General features: G+C 69.1%; 19 protein-coding genes. 8 read left to right on the forward strand and 11 right to left on the reverse strand.

The features are described from left to right. Nucleotides 1-39: 39 nt before the first annotated feature. From icmF to ABDJ40_RS23215, 3 genes are all read right to left on the reverse strand, one after another. A complete protein-coding gene (icmF, locus tag ABDJ40_RS23205; RefSeq protein WP_347613286.1) occupies nt 40-3,330 on the reverse strand; it encodes a fused isobutyryl-CoA mutase/GTPase IcmF in 3,291 nt (1,096 codons plus the stop codon). A 162-nt stretch (nt 3,331-3,492) separates the two neighbouring features. Continuing rightward, nucleotides 3,493-4,965 (reverse strand): EAL domain-containing protein, encoded by a 1,473-nt coding sequence (locus ABDJ40_RS23210; RefSeq protein WP_347613288.1) that lies wholly within the window; start codon nt 4,963-4,965, stop codon nt 3,493-3,495. A gap of 171 nt (nt 4,966-5,136) precedes the next feature. Then, the gene (locus ABDJ40_RS23215; RefSeq protein WP_269630469.1) at nt 5,137-6,684 is read right to left on the reverse strand and encodes a methyl-accepting chemotaxis protein; all 1,548 of its coding nucleotides are present in this window, start codon (nt 6,682-6,684) and stop codon (nt 5,137-5,139) included. A 177-nt stretch (nt 6,685-6,861) separates the two neighbouring features. On the opposite strand from ABDJ40_RS23215, the gene ABDJ40_RS23220 reads away from it, so the two are divergent. Next, complete coding sequence (locus ABDJ40_RS23220) at nt 6,862-7,638, forward strand: type III pantothenate kinase (RefSeq protein WP_347613291.1); 777 nt, start codon at nt 6,862-6,864, stop codon at nt 7,636-7,638. 22 nt (nt 7,639-7,660) lie between these two features. Here the strand turns inward: ABDJ40_RS23220 and ABDJ40_RS23225 are convergent, their stop codons facing one another. The 8 genes from ABDJ40_RS23225 to ABDJ40_RS23260 all read right to left on the reverse strand — a co-directional run bounded on the left by ABDJ40_RS23225 (nt 7,661) and on the right by ABDJ40_RS23260 (nt 17,296). Continuing rightward, nucleotides 7,661-9,247, reverse strand: a complete 1,587-nt coding sequence (locus ABDJ40_RS23225; RefSeq protein WP_347613293.1) for a hypothetical protein — start codon at nt 9,245-9,247, stop codon at nt 7,661-7,663. Then, entirely contained in the window at nt 9,244-10,119 is an 876-nt protein-coding gene (locus ABDJ40_RS23230; protein WP_347613294.1) for an ABC transporter ATP-binding protein, read from the reverse strand. Before ABDJ40_RS23230 ends, ABDJ40_RS23225 begins: the two co-directional genes overlap by 4 nt. A 155-nt stretch (nt 10,120-10,274) precedes the next feature. Next, the gene (locus ABDJ40_RS23235; protein WP_347613296.1) at nt 10,275-11,066 is read right to left on the reverse strand and encodes a potassium channel family protein; all 792 of its coding nucleotides are present in this window, start codon (nt 11,064-11,066) and stop codon (nt 10,275-10,277) included. 58 nt (nt 11,067-11,124) lie between these two features. Next, complete coding sequence (gene hslU / locus ABDJ40_RS23240; protein ID WP_347613297.1) at nt 11,125-12,474, reverse strand: ATP-dependent protease ATPase subunit HslU; 1,350 nt, start codon at nt 12,472-12,474, stop codon at nt 11,125-11,127. Nucleotides 12,475-12,506: 32 nt separating this feature from the next. After that, complete coding sequence (gene hslV, locus ABDJ40_RS23245; RefSeq protein ID WP_347613300.1) at nt 12,507-13,085, reverse strand: ATP-dependent protease subunit HslV; 579 nt, start codon at nt 13,083-13,085, stop codon at nt 12,507-12,509. A 391-nt stretch (nt 13,086-13,476) separates the two neighbouring features. Further along, entirely contained in the window at nt 13,477-15,237 is a 1,761-nt protein-coding gene (locus ABDJ40_RS23250; RefSeq protein ID WP_347613302.1) for an STAS domain-containing protein, read from the reverse strand. 52 nt (nt 15,238-15,289) lie between these two features. After that, complete coding sequence (gene dksA, locus ABDJ40_RS23255; RefSeq protein ID WP_269630461.1) at nt 15,290-15,982, reverse strand: RNA polymerase-binding protein DksA; 693 nt, start codon at nt 15,980-15,982, stop codon at nt 15,290-15,292. Nucleotides 15,983-16,237: 255 nt separating this feature from the next. Next, a complete protein-coding gene (locus ABDJ40_RS23260) occupies nt 16,238-17,296 on the reverse strand; it encodes a CobW family GTP-binding protein (RefSeq protein WP_269630460.1) in 1,059 nt (352 codons plus the stop codon). Between the two features lie 138 nt (nt 17,297-17,434). On the opposite strand from ABDJ40_RS23260, the gene ABDJ40_RS23265 reads away from it, so the two are divergent. From ABDJ40_RS23265 to ABDJ40_RS23295, 7 genes are all read left to right on the forward strand, one after another. Beyond that, nucleotides 17,435-18,346, forward strand: coding sequence for a CorC family transporter (locus ABDJ40_RS23265; protein WP_430765673.1), 912 nt, complete (start codon nt 17,435-17,437; stop codon nt 18,344-18,346). After that, complete coding sequence (gene lnt, locus ABDJ40_RS23270; protein WP_347613305.1) at nt 18,343-19,863, forward strand: apolipoprotein N-acyltransferase; 1,521 nt, start codon at nt 18,343-18,345, stop codon at nt 19,861-19,863. Before ABDJ40_RS23265 ends, lnt begins: the two co-directional genes overlap by 4 nt. A 106-nt stretch (nt 19,864-19,969) precedes the next feature. Continuing rightward, nucleotides 19,970-20,926 carry a glycine--tRNA ligase subunit alpha gene (glyQ, locus tag ABDJ40_RS23275; protein WP_269630458.1) on the forward strand — a complete coding sequence of 319 codons (957 nt, stop codon included), beginning with the start codon at nt 19,970-19,972 and terminating at the stop codon, nt 20,924-20,926. Nucleotides 20,927-20,931: 5 nt separating this feature from the next. Next, nucleotides 20,932-23,076 (forward strand): glycine--tRNA ligase subunit beta, encoded by a 2,145-nt coding sequence (gene glyS / locus ABDJ40_RS23280; RefSeq protein ID WP_347613307.1) that lies wholly within the window; start codon nt 20,932-20,934, stop codon nt 23,074-23,076. 10 nt (nt 23,077-23,086) lie between these two features. Continuing rightward, entirely contained in the window at nt 23,087-23,737 is a 651-nt protein-coding gene (gene gmhB / locus ABDJ40_RS23285; RefSeq protein WP_269630456.1) for a D-glycero-beta-D-manno-heptose 1,7-bisphosphate 7-phosphatase, read from the forward strand. Next, nucleotides 23,734-24,504 carry a lysophospholipid acyltransferase family protein gene (locus tag ABDJ40_RS23290; RefSeq protein ID WP_430765674.1) on the forward strand — a complete coding sequence of 257 codons (771 nt, stop codon included), beginning with the start codon at nt 23,734-23,736 and terminating at the stop codon, nt 24,502-24,504. Before gmhB ends, ABDJ40_RS23290 begins: the two co-directional genes overlap by 4 nt. Nucleotides 24,505-24,547: 43 nt before the next feature. After that, entirely contained in the window at nt 24,548-25,498 is a 951-nt protein-coding gene (locus ABDJ40_RS23295) for a M48 family metallopeptidase (protein WP_347613310.1), read from the forward strand. Nucleotides 25,499-25,650 lie beyond the last annotated feature (152 nt).

Genomic DNA, 25,650 nt, shown 5'->3' on the forward strand with positions numbered 1-25,650 from the left:
CCACGCGGGAGGCCTTCTGGTGAGCCGGCGAGGCCGGGATCACATGCTGCGGCGGTACTGGCCACCCACCTCGAACAGCGCCGAGGTGATCTGGCCCAGCGAGCAGACGCGCACGGCGTCCATCAGCACCTCGAAGACGTTCTTGTTGTCGATCACGGCCTGCTGAAGGCGCTGCAGCATGGCGGGCGACTGCGCGGCATGGCGCTGGTGGAAGGCGGCCAGGCGCGAGAGTTGGCTCTGCTTTTCCTCGTCCGTCGAGCGGGCCAGCTCGATGTGCTCGGGCACCGGCTCGCCATGCGGGTTGCGGAAGGTGTTGACGCCGATGATGGGGTACTCGCCGGTGTGCTTGAGCATCTCGTAGTGCAGCGACTCCTCCTGGATCTTGCTGCGCTGGTAGCCCGTCTCCATCGCGCCCAGCACGCCGCCGCGCTCGGCGATCTTCTCGAACTCGGCCAGCACGGCTTCTTCCACCAGCTCGGTCAGCTCCTCGATGATGAAGGCACCCTGGGAGGGGTTCTCGTTCTTGGCCAGGCCCCACTCGCGGTTGATGATCAGCTGGATGGCCATGGCGCGGCGCACGCTCTCTTCCGTGGGGGTGGTGATGGCCTCGTCGTAGGCGTTGGTGTGCAGCGAGTTGCAGTTGTCGTAGATCGCGATCAGCGCCTGCAGCGTGGTGCGGATGTCGTTGAAGGCGATCTCCTGCGCGTGCAGAGAGCGGCCCGAGGTCTGGATGTGGTACTTGAGCTTCTGGCTGCGCTCGTTGGCGCCGTACTTGTCGCGCATGGCGACGGCCCAGATGCGGCGCGCCACACGGCCCAGCACGGTGTACTCGGGGTCCATGCCGTTGCTGAAGAAGAAGCTCAGGTTGGGCGCGAAGTCGTCGATGTGCATGCCGCGCGCCAGGTAGGCTTCGACGAAGGTGAAGCCGTTGGAGAGCGTCAGCGCCAGCTGCGAGATGGGGTTCGCGCCGGCCTCGGCGATGTGATAGCCGGAGATCGACACCGAGTAGAAGTTGCGCACGTTGTGGTGCACGAAGTACTCGGCGATGTCGCCCATCACCTTCAGCGAGAACTCGGTCGAGAAGATGCAGGTGTTCTGGCCCTGGTCTTCCTTCAGGATGTCGGCCTGCACGGTGCCGCGCACATTGGCCAGCACCCAGTCCTTGATCTTGGCGGCCTCGTCGGCGGTCGGCTCGCGGCCGTTGTCCGCCTTGAACTTGGCGATCTGCTGGTCGATGGCCGTGTTCATGAACATGGCCAGGATGGACGGCGCCGGGCCGTTGATGGTCATGGAAACGCTGGTGGTCGGGCTGCAGAGGTCGAAGCCGTCGTAGAGCACCTTCATGTCGTCCAGCGTCGCAATGCTGACGCCGGAGTTGCCCACCTTGCCGTAGATGTCGGGCCGCGGGGCCGGGTCGGCGCCGTAGAGCGTGACGGAGTCGAAGGCGGTGGACAGGCGCTTGGCGGGCATGCCCTCCGAGACGAGCTTGAAGCGGCGGTTGGTGCGGAAGGCGTCGCCCTCGCCGGCGAACATGCGGGTGGGGTCCTCGCCCTCGCGCTTGAAGGCGAAGACGCCCGCGGTGTAGGGGAAGGAGCCGGGCACGTTCTCCAGCATCAGCCACTTGAGCAGTTCGCCGTGGTCCTCGTAGTGCGGCAGCACGACCTTCTTGATCTTGGTGCCGGAGAGGCTCGTCGAGACGAGGCTGGTGCGGATCTCCTTGTCGCGGATCTTCACCACGTATTCGTCGCCGGCATAGGCCTTCTGCATGTCCGGCCACTGGGCCAGCAGCTGGCGGGCATCGGCGTCCTGGCGGGCTTCACGCGCGGTGGCCAGCTCGGCGAGCGCGCCGCGGGCGTTCTGCTTCTCGGGGTTGGCCTCCAGCAGCATGCGGCTGGCGCCGTGCAGCTGCTGGATCTCGCGGGCGAGCAGCGACTGCTGGCGGGCGCGCTTCTTGTAGCCGCGCACGCTGTCGCTGATCTCGGCCAGGTAGCGCACGCGGGCCGGCGGCACGATGGGCGTCTGGTGCGTGCTGAAGCGGGTGCTGACCAGGGGCAGGCGGCCGTCGTTCAGCTGCAGGCCCAGGGCGGCCAGACGCGGCTTGAGGGCCTGGTACAGGGCGGTCACGCCGTCGTCGTTGAAGCGGCTGGCCATGGTGCCGAAGACGGGCATGTCCTCGGCTTTCTTGCCCCAGGCTTCCTTGTTGCGCTGGACCTGCTTGGCGACGTCGCGCCAGGCATCGGCCGCGCCCTTGCGGTCGAACTTGTTGATGGCGACGAACTCGGCGAAGTCCAGCATGTCGATCTTCTCGAGCTGGCTGGCCGCACCGAACTCGGGCGTCATCACGTACATGGGGATGTCCACGTGCGGAACGATGGCGGCGTCACCCTGGCCGATGCCGGAGGTCTCGACGATGACCAGGTCGAAGCCGGCCACCTTGGCCGCCGCGATCACATCGGGCAGGGCCTTGGAGATCTCGCTGCCGAAGTCCCGCGTGGCCAGCGAGCGCATGAACACGCGCGAGCCCTGGCTCCAGGGCGAGATGGCGTTCATGCGGATGCGGTCGCCCAGCAGGGCGCCGCCGCTCTTGCGGCGCGAGGGGTCGATGGAGATGAGGGCCACGCGCAGGCGGTCGTCCTGGTCCAGGCGCAGGCGGCGGATGAGCTCGTCGGTCAGGCTGGACTTGCCGGCGCCGCCGGTGCCGGTGATGCCCAGCACGGGGGTCTTGAGGCCGGCCGCCTGCCCGCGCAGGGCCTGGACGAGGCCGGCGTCCGCCTTCTCGTTCTCCAGGGCCGTCATGAGCTGGGCCAGGGCGCGCCAGGCGCCTTCGGTCTGGCCCTGGATGGCGGCGATGTCGGTGGGGGCGAAGCCGCTGATGTCCTTGTCGCAGCGCATCACCATCTCGCCGATCATGCCCTGCAGACCCATGCGCTGGCCGTCCTCGGGGCTGAAGATGCGCACGCCGTGCTCGGCCAGGTCGCGGATCTCGGCCGGCACGATCACGCCGCCACCGCCGCCATAGACCTGGATGTGCTCGCCGCCGCGCTCCTTCAGCAGCTGCACCATGTACTTGAAATACTCGACGTGCCCGCCCTGGTAGGAGGAGATGGCAATGCCCTGGGCATCTTCCTGCAGCGCGGCGGTGACGACCTCGTCCACCGAGCGGTTGTGGCCGAGGTGGATCACCTCGGCACCCATGCCCTGCAGGATGCGGCGCATGATGTTGATCGCGGCATCGTGGCCATCGAAGAGGCTGGCGGCCGTCACGAAACGCACCTTGTGGGTGGGACGGTAGTCGGCGAGGGCCTTGAATTCGGCGGACAAGTCGGTCATCGCGGGTCTCCTGCTGGGCCGGCCGGGGTGACGGCATGGGCCCGGTTCTATCAGCAACAAGGGCCCGATTCTAGGTGCGACTTGACGTTTACGTAAACGTCAATCCTTCGCGTTCCGGCGAGGCTGGACCGGCGAGGGTGGCAAGGCGGGGAGGCTGCACGGTCACAGGCTTTGCAGCGAGGCGGGCGCCGTCTGCATGAAGCGCTGCTGGCCGGGCTCGCGCAGCTGCCACTTCTCGGCCAGGGCCATGAAGCGGGCGGCGGAGACCGGCCGCGAAAACCAGTGGCCCTGGTAGCCCATGCAGCCCATGCTGCGCAGGCAGTCCAGCTGGCGCACGTTCTCCACGCCTTCGGCCACCACCTCCAGGCCCATGTCCAGGCCCAGGTGCACGATGGTCTCGGCGATGCGGCAGGCGTCGGCGTCGTCGGGCAGGTCATGCACGAAGGACTGGTCGACCTTGAGCTGGTCCAGGGGCAGGCCACGCAGGCGGCTCAGCGAGGAGAAGCCGGTGCCGAAGTCGTCCAGGGCCAGGCGGATGCCGCGTTCGCGCATGCGCTGCATGCGCTCCTGGAGCTGCTCGAAGTTGTCGGAGTAGGCGGACTCGGTCAGCTCGAACTTCAGCAGCCCGGCCTGGGCCAGGGCGGTCGGCACGGTGGCGATGAGCTTCTCGGTGGCGCTCTCGGACTGCAGCTGGATGGAGCTGACATTGATGGAGATGGGGATGCCATGCAGCGGTCCGCCGTCCTGCCAGGCGACCAGCAGGCGGCAGACCTGTTCCAGCAGGCGCTGCCCGGCCGGCTCGATCAGCCCGGTGGCTTCGGCGATGGGCACGAACTCGGCGGGCGACACCAGGCCGCGCTTGGGGTGGCGCCAGCGCATCAGCACCTCGGCGCCGATCAGCTCGCCCTCGGCATTGCACTGGGCCTGGAAGAAGGGCTCGATCTCGCCGGCCGCGATGCCCCGCGCGAAGTCCAGCTCCTGGGCCGAGGCCTGGCGCGCGTCGCGCAGCATGGTGACGATGCAGGCATAGATCAACAGGGCCGTCAGCACGGCGACCAGGCCCACGCCGACCTGGCGCGTCTGCAGCGGCACCGTGGGCGTCTCCACGAAGCGCAGCTCGAAGGTCTGCAGCGCGACGAAGGCGCCGAGGATCAGCACGGACATCACGCTCAGCAGCCAGCCCGGGCGGTACTGCAGCAGGAAGTAGCTGCAGACGAAGAGCGGGATCAGGTAGAGCTGGGTGCTGCGCGGCACGCCGCCTGAGGGCAGGTCCGCCAGCAGGCTCAGGGCCAGCACCACCAGCCAGGCGCAGAAGCAGTAGAACACCGAGGCCGTGCGCGGCAGCCTGTGCTTCAGCAGCAGCAGCGTGAAGGCGGAGCCGGCGACGGCCATGCCCGGCATGGCGGCCACCCAGGGCCTGCCGATGGAGAGGAAGTGGGCGGCCCAGGGCAGCGAACCGAGGATGGTCAGCCAGGCCATCACTCGCAGCACATGCTCGCGGCGGCGGGCAAAGGCCTGGGGCACGAGGCCCTCGTTGGACTCCAGGCGCGACAGCAGCTGCCAGGCGCCATGCCAGCGCCCGGAGAGATCGGGGGGTCGTGTCGTTGCCAGGCCCGGGCCCTGTGGGCTTCTCATCGCCGCTCCCTGCTGCGAATTCGCCGGGCGCGCGACGGCGCCCGTGCCGGGTCCATTGTGCATGCCTGCCTTCGGCCTGACATGACCCGCCGCCCGGACGGACCCCATGCCGGCCCGGCCGGTGGGCAATCTGCCACAGACCGGCGGGGCGGGCGGGCGCCCTGCGTGAGGTCAGCGGCCGCTGCCGGCCAGGCGGAAGCCGCTGACCAGCTCCGCCAGGCGGCTGGCCTGCTCCTTCAGCGACTCGGCGGCCGCCGCACTCTGCTCCACCAGCGCGGCGTTCTGCTGGGTGGCCTGGTCCAGCTGGGTGACGGCCTGGTTGACGGCGCCGATGCCGTCGCGCTGCTCCACCGTGCTGGCCGAGATCTCGCCGATGATGTCGCTGACCCGGTTCACGCTGGCCACGATCTCGTCCATGGTGCTGCCGGCCTGCTGCACCAGGCGCGAGCCCACTTCGACCCGCTCCACGCTGGCGCCGATCAGGCTCTTGATCTCCTTGGCTGCTTCGGCGCTGCGCTGGGCCAGGCTGCGCACCTCGGCGGCCACCACCGCGAAGCCGCGGCCCTGCTCGCCCGCGCGCGCCGCCTCCACGGCCGCATTGAGCGCCAGGATGTTGGTCTGGAAGGCGATGCCATCGATCACGCCGATGATGTCGCTGATGCGGCGCGAGCTGGCATTGATCTCCTCCATGGTGCTGACCACCTGCCCCACGACGGCGCCGCCGCGCTGGGCCACCTCGGCCGCGCTGCCAGCCAGCTGGTTGGCCGTGGCCGCGCTGTCGGCGCTGTGGCTGACGGTGCCGGTCAGCTGGCCGGTGGCGCCGGCGGCCTGCTGCAGGTTGGAGGCCGTCTGCTCCGTGCGATGGCTCAGGTCCAGATTGCCCGAGGCGATCTCGGCGCTGGCCGTCTGGATGTTCTCGGTGCTCTCGCGCACCTCGCTGACGATGCGGTTCAGCGCCTCCTTCATGCGGGAGAGGGCGCGCTGCACCTCGCCGATCTCGTCCTGGCGGCTGCTGTCCAGGCGGCCGCTGAGGTCGCCATTGCCGATGCGTTCGGCCTCGCCCACCAGGGCCTTGAGCGGGTTCGCGATGGAGCGCACCAGGGACCAGGTGCCCAGCCCCAGGGCCAGCACGATGACGCCCATCAGTGCGGCCACGCTCCACACCGTGCGCATGCGCTCGTCGCCCGCCCGCTGCTGCATGGCCTGGGCCTTGTCGGCCTGGATCTGCACAAAGGCCTGCTGGGCTTCGAGGTAGCTGTCCACGGCCTGCTGGATGCGGCCCAGGCCGCTGCGCACGCCGTCGGCGTCACCGGCGGCCTTGAGCTTGCCGACTTCATTGCGCAGGCCGATGTAGGCCTGGCGCTGCTCGGCGATGCGCTGCATCGCGCGCTTCTCCTCGTCGGAGCTGGCCAGCTCCTCCAGCTGCTTCTGCAAACCGCTGATCTGCTGTGTGGTGGCCTCGATCATCGGCTTGGCCAGCTTGCTCACCGAGTCGTCGGGCGCGGCCAGGCCCAGGATCACTCGCGTCGCATTGGTCTCGGTCATGCCCCGCCAGCGCAGCGAATGGCTCAGCTTGAGCTGCTGGTCCTGCTGCGCCTTCATCGCCTCCTGCAGCAGGTGCGAGGTGCGCAGGGCCGCGCCGGCCGTCATCAGCACGGTGACCACGGTGAGCGCGATCACCGGCAGCCACAGGCGCGTCGCAATCGACAGATGCTTCATGGGCGTCTCCACTGAATCTTGTTGGCTTGCTCGGGCGTCGGATGCCGCCCGCGTGCCGATGATGATTCAGACGCGCCCGCACCGGTAGCATTCCCTGGCGGGATCTGAGGCATTTCCGCTACGGCCGCGTCGGGAACGCTGGTAGGCTCCCGCTGTTTCCAGCGCAGCCTCCCTCCCATGAGCTTTCTGGCCATCGACATCGGCAACACCCGCCTCAAATGGGCGCTCTACGCATCGCCCCAGCCGGGCGCGGTGGTGCTGGCCCATGGCGCCGTGTTCCTGGAGAACATCGAGCGCCTCGCGGAGGACGAATGGCGGCGCCTGCCCGCGCCCCGCAGCATGCTGGGCTGCAATGTGGCCGGCGATGCCGTGCGGCACCGGGTCGAGGAGCAGATCGAGCAGATGGAGTCCTGGGACCTGGAACCGCGCTGGGTCCATTCCTCGCACCAGGCCGGCGGCATCATCAACGGCTACGACCACCCGGGGCGGCTGGGCGCAGACCGCTTCGTGGCCCTGGTCGGGGCCCGCTCCCACGTGATGCAGCGCGGCGCACCGCGGGCCGTGCTGGTGGTGATGGTGGGCACGGCCGTGACGGTGGATGCCGTCGACGCCGAGGGCAACTTCCTCGGCGGCCTCATCCTGCCCGGCCACGGCATCATGCTGCGCGCCCTGGAGAGCGGCACGGCCGGCCTGCGCGTGCCCACCGGCGAGGTGCGCGCCTTCCCCACCAACACCTCGGACGCCCTGACCAGCGGTGGCACCTATGCCATCACCGGCGCCATCGAGCGCATGCACCGCCACCTGGGTCAGCGTGCCGGCCATGAGCCCCTGACCCTGATGACGGGCGGCGCGGGCTGGAAGGTCGCGCCGGCCCTGGAGGTGCGCCACGAGCTGGTCGAGAGCCTGCTCTTCGACGGCATCCTGGCGCTGCAGGCGCATCGCCTGGCGCTCTGAGCGCCGCACCGCCCCGGCGGGGCTAGGCCCGGCCGCGCCGCAGGGCCAGCAGCCCGAGGCTTGTCAGGCCGACCAGGGCATAGACGCCGGCCGTCAGCGGCAGAGCGCGGCCATTGAAACCCATCAGGTCAAGCCAGGGAAAGATCGAGGCCTGGGTGGCGGCATAGAGCCAGAACAGGAACAGGGCCAGGAAGGTGCGCGAACCGGCGGTCCAGTGACCCAGCAGGGCGCTGAGGCTGCTCAGCAGCAGCAGGCCGCTGAGCAGAGCCAGCGCCTGCAGGGGCGCCTGCATCCCCCAGCGCAGCAGGACCGGCGCATGGAACAGCAGCCCCAGCAGCGCCGCGCTGGCAAAGGGGATCAGCCGCCTGCGCTCGGGGCCGCCCGGCGCCACGGCGGCCAGCGCCAGCGTGCGTACCTGGTGGTCCTGCGCGCCCAGGCCGCAGACCATCACGCCCCAGCAGGCCGTGGAGACCAGCACCACCGGCCCGAGCGAAGCCAGGGGAAGGCTGAGGCCCAGGACCATCATCAGGGGCAGGGCCAGCAGCGCCCAGGGCTGGCCGACCAGGGCCAGGCAGACATGGGCCAGCACCTGGCCGGGCCAACCGGGCACCCGGGCGCACAGCGGCAGCAGGCGGCCCGCCAGGCGAGCCAAGGGCTGCTGGGCGGTGACCAGCGCCGTGCGCCAGCGAGAGCCCGTCTTTGCCGCCGCGGGCCGGACGCGGTCCGGGTCGTAGCGGTGGAAGAGCCAGAGGGCCGGCAGCAGCGGCAAAAGGGCCAGCCCGGCCGAGGCCAGCCGCAGGGCGACCAGCGGCCAGGACCACACGCCTTCGGGGAGCTGGCCCACGCCCAAGGCCGGATCGAAACTGGAGACGCCGATGCTCACGCTGTCCGTGCCCGTCAGCTGGCCCAGGCGAAGCGCCAGCGCCGACATGCCCGACAGGTCCAGGGCCAGCAGCGGGCGCAGCGCATGCTGGCCCTCCTCGAGAGTGAAGGGCAGGGCCGCGAACTGGCCCACCCAGCAGGCGAAGAAGAACAGGTCGCCCCGGCGTCGCATCAGGGGGGCCCAGGCGTCGCACAGCAGGGCCACGCTGGCACACAGCAGCAGCGGCGGGCCCATGCCCAGCAGCCACATGGCCAGGTAGGGGCCCAGCTGCAGCGGGGCCTCGCCGTGCATCAGCTGCAGCAACATCACCGTGAGGAGGTCGACGCCGGCCAGCGTCATCAGGAAGGCCACGGCGCCGAGCCATCGGCTCAGCAACAGTCCGAAGGCCGATGCCGGCGCCGTCGCCAGCAGGGCGGCCGCCCCATGCTGCAGGTCCTGCTGCGTGCGCCCGCGGACCAGGAAGAAGCCCAGCAGGCCGAAGAGCAGGTTGCCCATCATGCCGCCGCCGACCGACAGCGTGTGGCTGTCATAGAGCATGCGCTGGTCCTTGACGGCGAACAGGGTCACCTCGCCGGTGTTGTCGGGAATCATGAGCCAGCTGGCGGCGATCACCAGCCCAAGGATGAGCAGGCTGGAGCTGCGGCGCGCCCGCAGCAGCCACTCGTGGCGCGCGAGCGTGAGCACGAGGCCGAGCTTCCCGCCGACGATGCCGTGGCGGGCGCTCATGCTGCCATCCCCAGGCCCTGCGTGTCCGCATAACGCTGCGCCATCAGGGCCTCCTCGAGGCTGGGCAGGGCGGCCTGGGCCTCGGCGCAGGGGCGTTCCGTGTGGGCCATGCGGACCTGGATCAGGCCACCCTGGCGTTGGGCCTGCAGCACATGCACCTGCTGGCGCAGGGCCTCGTAGTGGCCGGGCTCCAGCAGGGCGGTCCAGACCTGACCCTCGGCCCGTGCCATCAGCGCCTCGGGGCTGCTGAAGGCCAGCAGGCGGCCGCGGCGCAGGATGGCCAGGTGGGTGGCCATGTTCTCGATGTCCGAGACGATGTGGGTGGAGACGATCACCAGGCGCGAGAAGCCCAGCTCGGACAGCAGCTGGCGGAAGCGCAGGCGCTCCTCGGGGTCCAGGCCGGCGGTGGGCTCGTCGACGATCAGCACGTCCGGGTCGTTGAGCAGGGCCTGCGCGATGCCCAGGCGCTGGCGCATGCCGCCCGAGAAGCCGGCGGCCAGGCGGTCGGCCTGCTCGTGAAGGTTGACCAGCTCCAGCAGCTGCTGGATGCGGCGGCCATCGCGCACGCCCTTGAGCGCGGCAAAGTACTGCAGGAACTCGCGTGCCGTCAGCTGCGGGTAGACGCCGAAGTCCTGCGGCAGGTAGCCCAGGCGGCGGCGCATCAGCTCGGGGCGGGCGACGATGTCCTGGCCGTCCAGCAGGATGCGCCCCTGGCTCGGCCGGCTGAGCGTGGCCAGCATCTGCATCAGCGTGGTCTTGCCCGCACCGTTATGGCCGACCAGGCCCACCAGGCCGGCGCCCAGTTCCAGGTTGAGGCCATCGATGGCCCGGTGGTCTCCGAATGTCTTGACCAGGTCTTGAATGCTCAGCATGCCGCCTCCTCATGAATCTGGCGCGCAGCGTAGCGAGGCGACCCCGGCGGGGCACGGGGATTCAGACAGAGTGGCGCGGCGGGCGGACAGGCTGCACCGGCGCAGCCATGGCCGTGGCGTGAGAAGCGTGGGGCGTGGCGACGCGCGGCGCGCGCCTAGTCCGGACGCTTGAGCTGGCGGAGCTCCTCGCGCACGGCGCCGAGCTCCTCATGCACGGAGCGCAGCTGGGCGTGCAGGTCGCGCAGGATGTCCTTCTCGACCTCCCGTTCAGTGTTTTCCACCCACATGGCCGCGATGGCGGCGGTGACCAGGGAGAGCACCGCATAGCCCAGCAGCACCACGAAGACCGAGAAGATCTTGGCGGCAGCCGTGGTGGGCACGATGTCGCCATAGCCCACGGTGGCGGCGGTAGTGAAGGCCAGCCACATGCCGTCGGCCGGCGTCTTCACGCGCGGCTCCAGCACCCAGAAGCCCACGCCGCAGAACAGCAGCACCATCAGGGCCAGCAGCAGGAGGTAGCCCAGGCCGCCACGCGTGACCCAGCTCTTGATGGCCCAGACCATCCTCAGCAGGGTCAGCAGCGAGACGAAGAGCCGCCCCGCCAGCGCCAGGCCCGACTCGGCGCTAGGCGGCAGCAGCGCGGAGGCCAGCAGGCCGGCCATCAGCACCAGGTCCAGCATATTGCTGCGCCAGTACTGCTGCGGATGCGAGCACAGCCTTCCTACGCGCCACAGCGACAGGCCCACGAGGCCCGCCGCCGCCAGGTAGATGGCGATGGCCAGCGGCGTGGGCAGGCTCTCGATCAGTTCGATGTAGAAGGCCGGGATGGTGCACAGCAGGGCGACCAGCACCGGCCAGCGCCAGCGCTGCTCCGCGTGCGTGGCGGCGGTGTTGAGCTGGCTGGGCCGGGAGAGGCCCCAGCTGCGGGTGCTGATGCGATGCGGCATCCGGCAAGCCTAAGCCGTGCCAGGTCTTGCCGGCTTGATGTCCGTCAAGCAGTCGGCCTCAGAGGATGAAGCGCGACAGGTCCTCGTTGGCCGCCAGCGCCGCCAGGCGCTCGTCCACGGCCGCCGCGTCGATGCGCACGGTCTGTCCGCTCATGTTGGGGGCGTCGAAGCTGATCGGATCCAGCAGGCGCTCCATCACCGTGGCCAGACGGCGGGCGCCGATGTTCTCGGTGCGCTCGTTGACCTCGCAGGCGATCTGGGCGAGGCGGCGGATGCCGTCGGGCAGGAGCTCCAACGTCACGCCCTCGGTGGCCAGCAGGGCCTGGTACTGCTTGACCAGGCTGGCGTGGGTGCTGGAGAGGATGGCTTCGAAGTCATCCACGCTCAGCGAGCTCAGTTCCACGCGAATGGGGAAGCGGCCCTGCAGCTCGGGGATGAGATCGCTGGGCTTGGCCAGGTGGAAGGCGCCCGAGGCGATGAAGAGCATGTGGTCGGTCTTGACCATGCCGTACTTGGTGGAGACGGTGCTGCCTTCCACGAGGGGCAGGAGGTCACGCTGCACCCCCTGACGCGAGACCTCGGCGCCACTGCCCTCGGAGCGGCTGGTCACCTTGTCGATCTCGTCGATGAAGACGATGCCGTTCTCCTGCGCATTGAGCAGGGCCGCGGCGCGGATCTCTTCCTCGTTGACCAGCCTGGCCGCTTCCTCCTCGACCAGCAGCTTCATGGCCTCGCCGATCCTGAGCTTGCGGCTGCGCTTCCTGCCGGCGCCCATCTGCGAGAACAGGCCCTTCAACTGCTCCGTCATCTCCTCCATGCCCTGGGGGCCGAGGATCTCCATGCTGGGCTTGGGCTCGGCCAGTTCCAGCTCGATCTCCTTGTCGTCCAGCTGACCTTCGCGCAGGCGCTTGCGCATGACCTGGCGGGCGGTGTTGTCCGGCGCAGGGGCGCTGGGCGTGGCAGTGAAGCCGAACTCGCTGCCGCTGGCGGAGCGGGGCGGTGGCACGAGCGCGTCGAGGATGCGCTCCTCGGCGGCGTCCTCGGCGCGGGTGCGCAGGCGGCGCATCTGCAGCTCACGCTCCTGCTTGACGGCGATCTCGACCAGGTCGCGCACGATGCTGTCCACGTCCTTGCCCACATAGCCCACCTCGGTGAACTTGGTGGCCTCGACCTTGATGAAGGGCGCGTCGCTGAGCTTGGCCAGGCGTCGGGCGATCTCGGTCTTGCCCACGCCGGTGGGGCCGATCATCAGGATGTTCTTGGGCGTGATCTCGCCGCGCAGCTTCTCCTCGACCTGCTGGCGGCGCCAGCGGTTGCGCATGGCGATGGCCACGGCGCGCTTGGCCTCCTGCTGGCCCACGATGTGGCGGTCGAGTTCGGAAACGATTTCTTGCGGGGTCATGGACATGGGGCGTCCTCGTTCGGTGCGATGGCGTGCGCTCAGGCGCGGGCGACGCCGTCCAGCGTCTCGAGGGTGTGGTTCTGGTTGGTGTAGATGCAGAGGTCGCCGGCGATCTCCAGGGATCGCTTGACGATGTCCGCCGCGCCCAGCTCGCTGTGCTGCAGCAGGGCGCGCGCGGCGGCCTGCGCATAGGCACCGCCCGAGCCGATGGCCACGATGCCCAGCTCGGGCTCCAGCACGTCGCCATTGCCGGAGATGATCAGCGAGGTCTCGGCGTCCGCCACGGCCAGCATGGCCTCCAGGCGGCGCAGCACCCGGTCCGTGCGCCAGTCCCGCGTGAGCTCCACGGCGGCCCGCACCAGGTGCCCCTGGTGCTTCTCCAGCTTGGACTCGAAGCGCTCGAAGAGGGTGAAGGCGTCAGCCGTGGCGCCGGCAAAGCCTGCCAGCACGCGCTCCTTGTAGAGCTTGCGCACCTTGCGCGCGCTCGCCTTCACGACGATATGGCCCAGCGTCACCTGGCCGTCACCCCCGATGGCGACCTGGCCGTTGCGGCGCACGCTGACGATGGTGGTCCCATGGAACACCGGATCTTGGGAAGCGGATGCAGTCATAGCCATTCCAGCTGAGGGCGGGAAGGGCATTTTCAAGCCGATGCCCCCAGGTCCGTCAGTGCTTGAGCTCAGGGGAAGGGGGAGGGCGGCGCAGCTTGCTTGCAGGGACCATATGTGGCTGCTGGCTATGCGATCTGACGGCCCTGCATGCGCCAGGCGGAGCATCCCGCCTCAGGAAACAGTGTCGCGATGCTGTGAGCCCTCATCGGACCCTTTCAGCGCCTAGGGCCTTGAAGGCCCAGCGACGGAGCATCACGCGCCGCTCACGGCACCCCCCAGACAAAGAGCACTCGGCGCAGCCGGTGCTCGCCCCGCACGAACACCGCCGATCCGGCTTTGCCGGGCGGTCGGTGGTGCCCCCTTGAGGGGGCCGGCGAAGCCGGTAGGGGGTGGTCAATCAGACCGTTCTGACTTTGACCCGTGCGTGCTCGTTGATGCCCATCGCACCGAAGAACAGGGCCACCAGGCGGTGGGTGTCCTTGAAGACGACGTTGCGGTTCTCGCTGCGGCGGCTGAGCACCCAGTTGAGCAGGTCGCCGGCGGCGAGGAAGTCCAGGCGGATCAGGGCCGGGCAGGACACCTCGATCAATGAGGCCGCGCCCAGCTCGCCGCTCATCAGATTGAGCGTCTCGCTGATGTCGCCATGCAGCTGGCCGCTGAGCTCCAGCTGCACGGCCTGGCCCAGCTTGGTCTGTTCGCCCAGGCTGGTCTCGAGGAAGGTGCTCTGCGCGTCCAGGGCCTGCTGCTGCGTGGTGGAGGTGGGGCCCTGCGTGGACAGGCTGTTGCCGCTGACCCGCACCAGGCACTTGGCCTTCTCCCAGGACGGCGGCGAGACCTCGTAGGTGACGCAGTAGTCGATGGCGGCTTCGTCGAACTGGTCCGGCCGGTTGACCAGGCGCAGCGCTTCCATGCGCAGCATCCAGAGGGCCGGATCGACATCGCGGACGCCCACGGGCGCCATGTCCTTGATCACCTGCAGGAACTGGTCGCCGGCCAGCCAGCGGATGTCCAGCACCTGCTTGGACCAGTCCTTGAACACGGACTGCAGCTTGGCGCAGCCTTCGGTGTCCAGCTGCTGGAGGTCCTTCCAGTCCAGCACCCAGGGCATGGGCGAGGACTCGCAGCGCGAGCGCATCTGCTGCACGGCCTCGGCGTCAAGGTAGGCCGGGGCGGACCAGCAGACGGCGCCCGGGCTGCCCTTGGGCGGGCGCACCTTGCGCTGCTGCTCGGCCACCATCTTGGGCATGGAGAACCACTGCGGCGCCGACAGCCCGAACTGCTGCGCGTACTCCAGCGCCAGGGCCTCGAACTTGCTCTGCTGGCCGGTGGCGCGGTAGAAGTCGAAGAGCACCAGCCAGGTCTCGGCATGCAGATTGCGGCTGCCGCCGGGCTGGGTGAGCTCGGTGAGGCTGCGCTCGCAGCTTTCGTTGTCCGCGTTGGCGAAGGCGATCACGGCCTCGTCCAGCTCGGCGTCGTGCACGACCTCGTTCACCTCGATGGCTGCGCTCTCCGTCATGCGGAAGCTGAGGCCCGGGTTCATGGGCATCAGCTCGGGCAGCTCGCTGGGCGCGCCTTCGGCGGGCGGTGGAAGCTTGGTGTCGACCACGGCGGCCGCGGGGACCGGCGCATTGCTGGGCCGCTCGCGGCCAGGCGCCGGTGCGGCCGAGGTGGGCGCGGGGGCGCCGCCTCTGGGAATCTCGGTGTTGGGGACCGCAGGCATGGTCGGCGCGAAGGCCGCCGCGCGGGTGCTGGTCTCGAAGAAGCCGGAAGAGGGCGGCGAGGGCGCACGGGCGAAGCTCTCGCCCACCATCTGCTGCTCGATCTCGTCGATCTTGGCCTTGACCTGCAGGTCCACCCGCTGGCCCATGTCGCTGTTCATGCGCTCGACCTCGTCCATGCGTGACGAGGAGGCGCCCAGGGCGGCCAGCTGCTCGGGCGAGAGGCCCTCGCGGCGGATGCGGCGCAGCATGTCCAGCTCGCGCTTGCGGACGAAGTCATTGCGCCGCTTGCGCTCCACCATGGCCCGCAACTCGGCCTTGGCGGCGTCGGCCTGCGGGTCGTCCTGGCGCGAATTGATCTCAGCCCAGTCGGTGGTCGGGTTGGCGACAAAGCGCGCGACCTTGCGGAAGAAGCTCTCGCTGTCCTTGGGGTCGGTCATGCGGTTCCTGATGGGCTGGGACGGGGGGCCGGCAAGGGCGGGTCGCGGCGACTCAGTCGCCGAACATCTTCTGTTTCAGCTCGCGGCGCTGCTGGGCTTCCAGCGACAGCGTGGCCGTCGGGCGGGCGATCAGGCGGCCGAGGCCGATGGGCTCGCCGGTCTCGTCGCAATAGCCGTACTCGCCGCTGTCCAGGCGCTGCAGCGACTGCATGATCTTCTTCAGCAGCTTGCGCTCGCGGTCACGGGTGCGCAGTTCCAGGGCGTGCTCTTCCTCGATGGTGGCGCGGTCGGCCGGATCGGGGACGATGGAGGTGTCTTCGCGCAGATGCTCGGTGGTTTCTCCGGCATTGGAGAGCAGGCTCTCCTTGAGTTCGTTCAGCTTGGCGCGGAAGAACTCAATCTGCTTGTCGTTCATGTACTCGCTGTCCGGCATGGCCAGGACTTCGGCGTCGGTCAGTTCGTTGCCAGGCTTGGATTTCCAGGCGTTCGCGAGCTTGGGGTCGGCTTTCACGGCAGGGCGGGGCGTTTCAATCAAGGGACTACTCGAGGACCGCGCAGGCGGCTTGGGGGGGGCGAAGCGATCGGCAAAGCGGCTGGCGGCGGCCGGAGCCTCCGTCACCACGGTGTCGGCATCGCCGGAAGGGGCGGCACTGGCCTTGGCGGCAGATTTGCTGGCCTTGGGTGCCGACCGCGCAGCGGCCGGAGCCGGGGCAGCGGTGGATTTCGGGGCCTGGGTCTTGCTCACTTTCAGTCTCCTCGCAGGGTGTTTATACCTGCTTCAAAGGGCACTTTCGCCAACGGGACCAGTTCTGGGGACCAGCTTCGCCAAACTTTTGCCAACCCTGCTGTCCTGCCTTTGTGGGGCAGGGCGATCCCCTGGGGGATCAGGGCCGGTGCCAGGGGGTGACGGGAGGTCATCCCCTGAGCCAGCGCTTCTGTCAGTTTTGGGCGCCGCGGATTGTAGCCATAGGGAGTGGCACCCAACTGACAGAGTGTGTCACTAGGCGAGACAGCCTTCCAGTCCCTGCAGCAGGATCTCCTTGGGCAGGTCGATGCCGATGAAGACCATCTTGCTCTGCTTCTTCTCGCCGGGCATCCAGCGCGGGCCCAGATCCGAGCCCATCAGCTGGTGCACGCCCTGGAAGATCACCTTCTTGTCGGTGCCCTTCATGTAGAGCACGCCTTTGTAGCGCAGCATCTTGGGGCCGTAGACCTGCACGATGGCGCCCAGGAACTCCTCCAGCTTGGCCGGGTTGAAGGGCTTCTCGGCACGGTAGACGAAGGACTTCACGTCATCGTCATGGGCGTGGTGGTGCGGATGGTCGCAGTGCTCGCCATGCTCATGGTCGTGATCATGGTGATGATGGTGGTGGTCGTGGTCGTCGGCCTTGAGGAAATCCGGGTCGATCTCCAGCTTGGCATTCAGGTTGAAGCCGCGCAGGTCGAAGACGCGGGCCAGCTCCACCTCGCCGAAATGCACGCGCTGCTGCGGCGCGCGCGGGTTCATGTGCTTGATGCGGTGGGCCAGGGCGTCCACGGCGGCGGGGTCGCAGAGGTCGGTCTTGGACAGGAAGATCTGGTCCGCGAAGCCGATCTGGCGGCGCGCCTCCTGGCGGGTGTTGAGCTGCTCCTCGGCATGCTTGGCGTCCACCAGGGTCAGGACGGAATCCAGCAGGTAGCTCTCGGCGATCTCGTCGTCCATGAAGAAGGTCTGGGCGACGGGGCCGGGGTCGGCCAGGCCGGTGGTCTCGATGACCACCCGGTCGAACTCGACCTCGCCCTTGCGGCGCTTGGCCGCCAGGTCCGACAGCGTCGTGCGCAGGTCCTCGCGGATGGTGCAGCAGACGCAGCCGTTGCTCATCTGGATGATCTGCTCCTTGGTCTCGGTGAGCAGGATGTCGTTGTCGATGTTCTCCTCGCCGAACTCGTTCTCGATCACGGCGATCTTCTGCCCATGGGCCTCCGACAGCACGCGCTTGAGCAGGGTGGTCTTGCCCGAGCCCAGGAAGCCGGTGAGGATGGTGGCGGGGATCAAACCAGGGGAGTTACCTTGAGACATGGCTGGCGCAGGCGACGGCAGCCGCCCGGAGAAAAATAGACAGAGGCCCCAACAAATGGAGGCGGCCGACTGTCTTTCAAGTCCCTGTCAAAGTCAATCGGTTATTCTTTGCGTCCCCCAACTACGACACGAGTGCCTGTGTCTGAACCACAGCCTAGTCGATACCCCCATGCCAAGAGTGGGGGTACGAGGCCCGGAGCGGAATCGCCCGCGGCCAAGAGAAATCTGCTCGAACGCCTGCTGGAATTCCTCCACCCCGGGCCGGACTCCACCCGCGAGCTGATCGAGACCCTGGCGGATGCCGAAGAGCGCGCCCTGATCGCCCCCGAGTCGCGCCAGATGCTGGAAGGCGTGCTGCGCATGGCCGAGCTCAGCGCGGGCGACGTCATGGTGGCCGCGCCGCGCATGGACCTGCTCTCCATCGACGCGAGCTATGAGGAGCTGCTGGCCATGGTGATCGGCACCGGCCACTCGCGCTTCCCGGTCTACGAGGGTCAGCGCGACAACATCATCGGCATCCTCATGGCCAAGGACCTGCTCAAGCTGCAGCGGGCGCCCGAGCTCAATCTGCGCACCCTGCTGCGACCGGCCGTCTTCGTGCCGGAAAGCAAGGGCCTGAACGAGCTGCTGCGCGACTTCCGTGCCAACCGCAGCCACCTGGCCATCGTGATCGACGAGTTCGGCAACACGGCCGGCCTGATCACCATCGAGGATGTGCTGGAAGAGATCGTCGGCGAAATCGAGGACGAGTTCGACGTGGACGAAGCCAGTGACGCCGGCATCTACACCCTGGCCGACGGCAGCCAGCGCGTCGCCGGCGACACCCACATCGAAGCCGTCAACGAGGCCTTCGGCCTGCACCTGGCCAGCGAGGACTTCGACACCATCGGCGGCCTGCTGGCCCACGAGCACGGCCGTGTGCCGCGCCGCGGCGAGGTGGTGGAGCTGGGCGGCCTGAGCTTCAGCGTGATGCTGACGCGGGGCGGTTCGGTGCGCTGGTTCAAGGTCACCCGGCTGCCTGCCGCGACGACGGCCGAGCCGTCTGAATGAGGCCTGTGACGCGCCTGGCCCGCTGGATGGAGCGGCTGGTCCCGGGCGCCGTGCTGCTGCTGGCCGTGGGGGCCGGCGCGCTGCAGACGGCCGCCTTCGCCCCTACTGAGGCCTGGTGGCTCCAGCCCCTGGCCCTGGCCCTGCTGGTGGCCCTGGCCTGGGAGGCGTCGCCGCGCCGCGCGGCCTGGGCCGGCTTCTTCTTCGGCCTGGGCTGGCTGGCCAGCGGCCTGTGGTGGCTCTACATCAGCCTGCATGACTACGGCCATCTGGCGGCGCCCTTCGCCGTCGCGGCGGTGCTGCTGCTCGCGGCCTTTCTCTCCCTCTACTACGCTGGCTCCTTGTGGGCCTTTGCCCGCTGGCGTCGGCCCGGGGCGGCCGCCCGGGTGGGCTTGTTCGCGGCGCTGTGGCTGATGGCCGAGCTGGCCCGGGCGCAGTGGCTGACCGGCTTTCCCTGGATCGCCAGTGGCTACGCGCATGCCGTCGGTCCGCTGGCGGGCTGGGCACCCTGGATCGGTGTCTACGGCATCACGGCCCTGGCGGCAGGCCTGGCGGCGGCACTGGCGGCGCTGGCGCTGGCGCGGGCCTGGGCTCCGCTGGTGGCGGTGCTGCTGCTGGCCGGGCTGCCGGCCCTGCTGCCGTCTTCCTTTACCCAGGCCAGCGGCGAGATCCACCTGTCGCTCCTGCAGCCCGATGTGGCCCAGGACCAGAAATTCGATCGCGAGCTCTGGGATCGCAACCTCGACGCCCTGCTCAGGCAGGCCGAGAGTGCCCGCGGCCAGCTGGTGCTGACGCCGGAATCCGTCGTGCCCCTGCCCCTGGCCTACCTGGAGCCCGAGGTGGTGCAGCGCATCGCTGCCATCGGCAAGGAGCGCCCGCTGCTGCTGGGCAGCTTCCTGGGGGACAACAGGACCGGCTTCATCAACTCTCTGGTGGCCGTCGGCGCGCCGGTCCAGCCCGATGGCAATGCCTACAGCTACGGCAAGCGCCACCTGCTGCCCTTCGGCGAGTTCATCCCGCCCGGCTTCCACTGGTTCGTGCAGGCCCTGCGCATTCCCCTGGACGACCAGGCCACCGGCACGCACCAGCGCGCCCTGGTGCTGGGCGGGCAGCGCATCCGCCCCCTGATCTGCTACGAGGACCTCTTCGGCGAGGACTTCGCCCAGAGCCTCGTGGGCCCCGAGGCCGCCACGGTGCTGGCCAATGTCAGCAACCTGGCCTGGTTCGGCCCGCGCATGGTGCAGGACCAGCACCTGCAGTTCTCGCAGATGCGCTCGCTGGAGTTCCAGCGCCCCCTGGTGCGTTCCACCAACACCGGCGCCACCGCCGCCATCGACCATCAAGGCCGCGTGACCGCCCGCCTGCCCGCCGAGGTGCCTGGCGTGCTGGAGGTGCAGGTCCAGGGGCGGACCGGCGCCACGCCCTATGCGCGCTGGCTGGCCGCTCTGGGGCTGTGGCCCGCCTGGGGCCTGGCCCTTGCCGCCGTGCTGGCCCTGCGCCGGCCTGTGCGGCGCGCTTGATCCACCGCGGCCGGTGCCCGCCATGGGCACCCGTAGAATGGGCCGCTTCCTTCAACGCCCGTGCCGCCGTCGCGGCTGCAAACGGGCCTTACCGCCGTACACCACCATGCTGAGCTTCCAGCAAATCATTCTGAAACTTCAGGAATACTGGTCCGCCCAAGGCTGCGCCCTGCTGCAGCCCTATGACATGGAGGTCGGCGCCGGCACCAGCCACACCGCCACCTTCCTGCGCGCCCTGGGCCCAGAGCCCTGGAATGCGGCGTATGTGCAGCCCAGCCGCCGTCCCAAGGACGGCCGCTATGGCGAGAACCCCAACCGCCTGCAGCACTACTACCAGTTCCAGGTGGTCCTGAAGCCCGCGCCGGCCAACATCCTTGAGCTCTACCTCGGCTCCCTGGAGGCCCTGGGCTTCGACCTGAAGAAGAACGACGTCCGCTTCGTCGAGGACGACTGGGAGAACCCCACCCTCGGCTGCTGGGGCCTGGGCTGGGAGGTCTGGCTCAATGGCATGGAGGTGACGCAGTTCACCTACTTCCAGCAAGTCGGCGGCATCGACTGCAAGCCCATCACCGGCGAGATCACCTACGGCCTGGAGCGCCTGGCCATGTATCTGCAGGGCAAGGAGTCGGTGTACGACCTGGTCTATGTCGAGGGCAAGAACGGGGCTCCCGACATCAAGTACGGGGACGTGTTCCACCAGAACGAGGTCGAGCAGTCGACCTACAACTTCGAGCACAGCGACGTCGACTTCCTGCTGCAGGCCTTCGCCGCGCACGAGAAGCAGTCCCAGCACCTGATGACGCAGCAGCTGGCGCTGCCGGCCTACGAGCAGCTGCTCAAGGCCGGCCACACCTTCAACCTGCTGGACGCCCGCGGCGCGATCTCGGTGACGGAGCGCGCTGCCTACATCGGCCGCATCCGCAACCTGGCCCGTGCCGTGGCGCAGGCCTATGTGGACAGCCGGGCCCGCCTGGGCTTCCCCATGGCGCCCAAGGCCTGGAGCGAGGAAGTGCTGGCGAACCTCGCCAAGCAAGCTGAAAAGAACGCAAAGAAGGCGGCCTGAACCGTATGAGCACTCCGCAGAACCTCCTCGTCGAACTGTTTGTCGAAGAGCTGCCGCCCAAGGCGCTCAAGAAGCTGGGCGAGTCCTTCGCCACCGTGCTGGCGGACAGCCTCCAGGCTCAGGGCCTGGCGGGCGCTGATGCCGCTGTCACGCCCTTCGCCTCGCCGCGCCGCCTCGCCGTGCACGTGACGGGCGTGGCCGCCAAGGCCGCCGACCGCGCCGTCCAGCAAAAGCTCATGCCCGTCGCCGTGGCCCTGGCCGCCGACGGCCAGCCCACGCCGGCCCTGCTGAAGAAGCTGGCCAGCCTCGGTGCCGATGCCAGCGTCGTGCCCCAGCTCAAGCGCCTGCCGGACGGCAAGGCCGAAGCCCTGTTCCTGGACTCCATGGTTGCTGGCGCCACTCTGGCCGAAGGCCTGCAGAAAGCCCTGGACGAGGCCCTGGCCAAGCTGCCCATCCCCAAGGTGATGAGCTACCAGCTGGCTGACGGCTGGAGCAGCGTCAACTTCGTGCGCCCGGCCCACGGCCTGGTCGCGCTGCACGGCACGACCGTGGTGCCGGTGGCCACGCTGGGCCTGACGTCCGGCCGCGAGACCCTGGGCCACCGCTTCGAGGCCGCGCAGCCGCGCCTGTCCGTCGAGAGCGCCGACAGCTATGGTCAACAACTGCGCGAGCAGGGCGCCGTCATCGCCAGCTTCACCGAGCGCCGGGCCGAGATCCTGGCCCAGCTCAACGCTGCCGCGGCCAAGGAAGGCCTCAAGCCCATCGAAGACGAGGCCCTGCTGGACGAAGTCACCGCCCTGGTCGAGCGCCCCAATGTGCTCACCTGCCAGTTCGAGCCCGAGTTCCTGGCCGTGCCGCAGGAATGCCTCATCCTGACGATGAAGGCCAACCAGAAGTACTTCCCGCTGCTGGATGCCGCGGGCAAGCTGACGCACAAGTTCCTCGTCGTCTCCAACATCCGCCCGGCCGACGCCAGCGCGGTGATCGGCGGCAACGAGCGCGTGGTGCGGCCGCGCCTCTCGGACGCCAAGTTCTTCTACGACCAGGACCGAAAGAAGACCCTGGCCGAGCGGGTGCCAGGTCTTGCCAAGGTGGTCTACCACGGCAAGCTGGGCAGCCAGGGCGACCGCGCCGAGCGCGTGCGCGCCATCGCCCACGGCATCGTCAACATGCTGCGCATGGCGACCGTGCCCTACACGGTGGAGGCCCGCGACGAGTTCGAGGTGCTGGACAGCAAGGTGCAGCAGGCCGCGATGCTGGCCAAGGCCGACCTGCTGACCGACATGGTCGGCGAGTTCCCCGAGCTGCAGGGCATCATGGGCGCCTACTACGCGCGCCACGAGGGCCTGCGTGACGGCGTGGCCATCGCCATCGAGGACCACTACAAGCCGCGCTTCGCCGGCGACGCCCTGCCGCGCAACCACACCGGCACCGTGCTCGCCCTGGCCGACAAGCTCGAGACCCTGGTGGGCCTCTTCGGCATCGGCCAGCTGCCCACGGGCGACAAGGACCCCTTCGCACTGCGCCGCCATGCGCTGGGCGTGATCCGCATCCTGGTCGAGAAGAACCTGCCGCTGGATCTGCCCGCGCTGATCGACACCGCCGTGCCGGCCTTTGGCGAGCTGATCACCAACCCGCGCGAGGCCCTGCTCGGCTTCTTCGCGGACCGCGTGGCCGTCTCGCTGCGCGACCAGGGCTACAGCGCCCAGGAAGTGGACGCCGTGCTGGCCCTGAACCCCAGCCGCCTGGGCGACGTGCCCCGCCGCCTGGAGGCCGTGCGCGCCTTCGCCGCGCTGCCCGAGGCCGCCTCGCTGGCCGCTGCCAACAAGCGCGTCAGCAACATCCTCAAGAAGATCGAGGGTGAGCTGCCCACGGCCGTGGACGCCGCCCTGCTGAAGGAGCCCGCCGAGCAGGCCCTGGCCGCCGCGCTGGCCGAGGTCCAGCCGCAGGCTGACACCCTGTTCGAGCAGCACGACTACGCCGGCTCGCTGAAGGCCCTGGCCGCGCTGAAAGGCCCGGTCGACGCCTTCTTCGACGGCGTGATGGTCAATGCCGAGGATGCCGCCCTGCGCGCCAACCGCCAGGCATTGCTGAACCGCCTGCACGGGGCCATGAACCGCGTGGCCGATCTCTCCCGTCTGGCTTCCTGAGGAGCACGCCATGCCCGCCCGTTCCGATCACAGCCACAGCATGAAACTCGTCATCCTGGGGCGAGACGGGACGATCAACCGCTTCCGCGACGACCACGTCAAGTCGGTCGACGAGCTCGAGCCCCTGCCCGGGGCCCTGGAGGCGGTGGCGCGGCTCAACCATGCGGGCTGGCACACGGTGATGGCCACCAATCAGCCAGGCATCGGCCGCGGCCTGCTGGACATGGCCTCGCTCAATGCCGTGCACCTGCGTCTCAACCAGCTGCTGGCGGAGAAGGGCGGCCGCCTGGACGCCGTCTTCTTCTGCCCCCATGCGCCCGATGAGGGCTGCACCTGCCGCAAGCCCCTGCCGGGCCTGGTGACCCAGATCGCCGAGCGCTTCAATGTGGACCTGGCCCAGGTGCACATGGTGGGCGCCAGCCTCAAGGACCTGCAGACGGCGCAGGCTGCCGGCTGCATCCCCCACCTGCTGCGCGGCGAGCGCCTGGGTCTGGCTGACGAAGGCCAGATCCAGACCCAGCTGGCCCAGGTGCCGGGCGCACGGCTGCATGACACCCTGGCGAGCTTCGCCGACCACCTGATCCAAGAAGAACGGCGCGCGCGGGCCGATGCCCGCGGTGAGCAGCTGTCCCCCAACACCGTCCCCGGAGACTTGAATTGAGCCTGCTGCTGTCGGCGATCCGCTCGCTGATCTTTGTCCTCTTCCTGATCGTCACCGTCATCCCCTGGGCCCTGTTCGCGGTCCTGCTGTCCCTGTTCGTGAGGGGTGACAAGGTCTACTGGACCTGCGCGCGCTGGCTGGCACTGGCCATCTGGGGCGCCAAGGTGATCTGCGGCGTCAAGTACCGCGTGCAGGGCATGGAGCACCTGCCCAGCCGTGCCGACCGCCGCAGCGCGGTGATCCTGCTGTCCAAGCACCAGAGCACCTGGGAGACCTTCGCCTACCCGGCCATCATGACCCACCCCATGGCGTATGTGTTCAAGCGCGAGCTGCTCTACGTGCCCTTCTTCGGCTGGGCCATGGCAGCCATGGACATGATCCACATCGACCGCGGTCGCCGCTCCGAGGCCTGGGCCAAGGTGCTCAAGCAGGGCAAGCGCATGGCCGAGCTGGGCAACTGGGTGATCATGTTCCCCGAGGGCACCCGCATCGCCCGCGGCCAGAAGGGCGAGTACAAGAGCGGCGGCACCCGCCTGGCCGTGGCCACCGGCGTGCCGGTCGTGCCCATCGCCGCCACCTCGGCCCGCTGCTGGCCGCGCAAGAGCTTCCTGCTGCGCCCCGGCGTGGTGGACATCTCCATCGGCCAGCCCATCCCTTCGGTGGGACGCGAGCCTGTCGAGCTGATGAAGCAGGTCGAGGACTGGATCGAGTCGGAGATGCGCCGCCTGGATCCCGAGGCCTATCAAGACCCGACCCCGACGCCCTGATGGCACTCGCCGGGCCGGCGTTCCGCCCGTAAACTTGGCGGCCATGCTGCATCGCCTGGCTGGCCTCTTTCAGTACGTCCAGCTCTCGCTGTTCGAGCGGGAGCCTGAACCGCCTTCCGCGTCGGCGCCCCAGGAGCCGGCGCCGCCCGTGCGCAGGCCGCCGCGCCGCTCCAGCATGCCGCCTTCGCCCTTGCAGTCCCCGCCTCCTGCGCCCGCCACCCCCTGCGCGCCCGCACGCAGCGTGCAACTGGGCACGGCGCAGGTCGCCTATGAGCTGCGCCGGGCGCGGCGCCGCAGCATCGGCTTCACGATCAGCGAGGCCGGCCTGCGGGTCAGCGCGCCCAAGTGGGTGCCCGTGGGCGAGATCGAGCGCGCCCTGCAGCACAAGGCCGGCTGGATCCTGCGCAAGCTGCAGGAGCAGCAGGACCGCAGTGAGCGCCTGGCGGCCGCCCAGATCCGCTGGGCCGACGGCTGCGTGGTGCCCTATCTGGGCCAGGATCTCATCATCGTGCTGGACCCTTCGGCCGCCCGCCTGCCGCTCAAGGCCCGGCTGGATTCCGGCCTGGCAGATCCCCAGCCCAGCCTGGCCAGCGTGCCGCGCCAGACCCTCTACCTGGGCCTGCCCCAGGAGGCCGCGCCGGCACAGATCCGCGACGCCGTGCTGAGCTGGCTGCAGGCCCAGGCGCGCAGCCTCTTCACCCAGCGCTGTGCGCATTTCGCGGCGCAGATGGGCGTGCGCATCAGCCGCCTGCGCCTGTCCTCGGCCCAGACCCGCTGGGGCAGCGCCAGCATCGACGGCTCGGTGCGCCTCAACTGGCGGCTGATCCATTTCGAGCCCGCCACCATTGACTACGTCGTGGTGCATGAACTGGCCCATCTGCACGAGATGAACCACAGCCCTCGCTTCTGGGCCGTGGTGGGCGCCGTGCTGCCCGACTACGAGCAGGCCCGGCAGCAATTGCGGCGTGCCGCCCTGCCTGATTTCAGCGAGTGATACCGGCCCGATACCGATCTCCCCCTTAAGGAATACGAAGGGACTTCCCACCTTCAGGCAACGGCGTCAAAGCGCCAAGATTGGTGGTGTCGATCATCAATCTGCAGCCATGTTGAAAGGGGAAGTCCATGGACAAGAATACCCAAGTTCCA

The organism is Roseateles flavus, assembly GCF_039872765.1.
In the GTDB taxonomy this organism is placed as follows: Bacteria; Pseudomonadota; Gammaproteobacteria; order Burkholderiales; family Burkholderiaceae_C; genus Roseateles_B; species Roseateles_B flavus.

Coding starts and splice junctions, on each gene's coding strand:
- ABDJ40_RS23260 (WP_269630460.1), bottom strand. CDS start 17,296: ATGTCTCAAGGTAACTCCCCTGGTTTGATCCCCGCCACCATCCTCACC.
- ABDJ40_RS23230 (WP_347613294.1), bottom strand. CDS start 10,119: ATGCTGAGCATTCAAGACCTGGTCAAGACATTCGGAGACCACCGGGCC.
- ABDJ40_RS23250 (WP_347613302.1), bottom strand. CDS start 15,237: ATGACCGACCCCAAGGACAGCGAGAGCTTCTTCCGCAAGGTCGCGCGC.
- glyS (WP_347613307.1), top strand. CDS start 20,932: ATGAGCACTCCGCAGAACCTCCTCGTCGAACTGTTTGTCGAAGAGCTG.
- lnt (WP_347613305.1), top strand. CDS start 18,343: ATGAGGCCTGTGACGCGCCTGGCCCGCTGGATGGAGCGGCTGGTCCCG.
- ABDJ40_RS23210 (WP_347613288.1), bottom strand. CDS start 4,965: ATGAGAAGCCCACAGGGCCCGGGCCTGGCAACGACACGACCCCCCGAT.
- hslU (WP_347613297.1), bottom strand. CDS start 12,474: ATGTCCATGACCCCGCAAGAAATCGTTTCCGAACTCGACCGCCACATC.
- icmF (WP_347613286.1), bottom strand. CDS start 3,330: ATGACCGACTTGTCCGCCGAATTCAAGGCCCTCGCCGACTACCGTCCC.
- ABDJ40_RS23295 (WP_347613310.1), top strand. CDS start 24,548: ATGCTGCATCGCCTGGCTGGCCTCTTTCAGTACGTCCAGCTCTCGCTG.
- ABDJ40_RS23225 (WP_347613293.1), bottom strand. CDS start 9,247: ATGAGCGCCCGCCACGGCATCGTCGGCGGGAAGCTCGGCCTCGTGCTC.
- hslV (WP_347613300.1), bottom strand. CDS start 13,085: ATGGCTATGACTGCATCCGCTTCCCAAGATCCGGTGTTCCATGGGACC.
- ABDJ40_RS23220 (WP_347613291.1), top strand. CDS start 6,862: ATGAGCTTTCTGGCCATCGACATCGGCAACACCCGCCTCAAATGGGCG.
- ABDJ40_RS23215 (WP_269630469.1), bottom strand. CDS start 6,684: ATGAAGCATCTGTCGATTGCGACGCGCCTGTGGCTGCCGGTGATCGCG.
- glyQ (WP_269630458.1), top strand. CDS start 19,970: ATGCTGAGCTTCCAGCAAATCATTCTGAAACTTCAGGAATACTGGTCC.
- gmhB (WP_269630456.1), top strand. CDS start 23,087: ATGCCCGCCCGTTCCGATCACAGCCACAGCATGAAACTCGTCATCCTG.
- ABDJ40_RS23235 (WP_347613296.1), bottom strand. CDS start 11,066: ATGCCGCATCGCATCAGCACCCGCAGCTGGGGCCTCTCCCGGCCCAGC.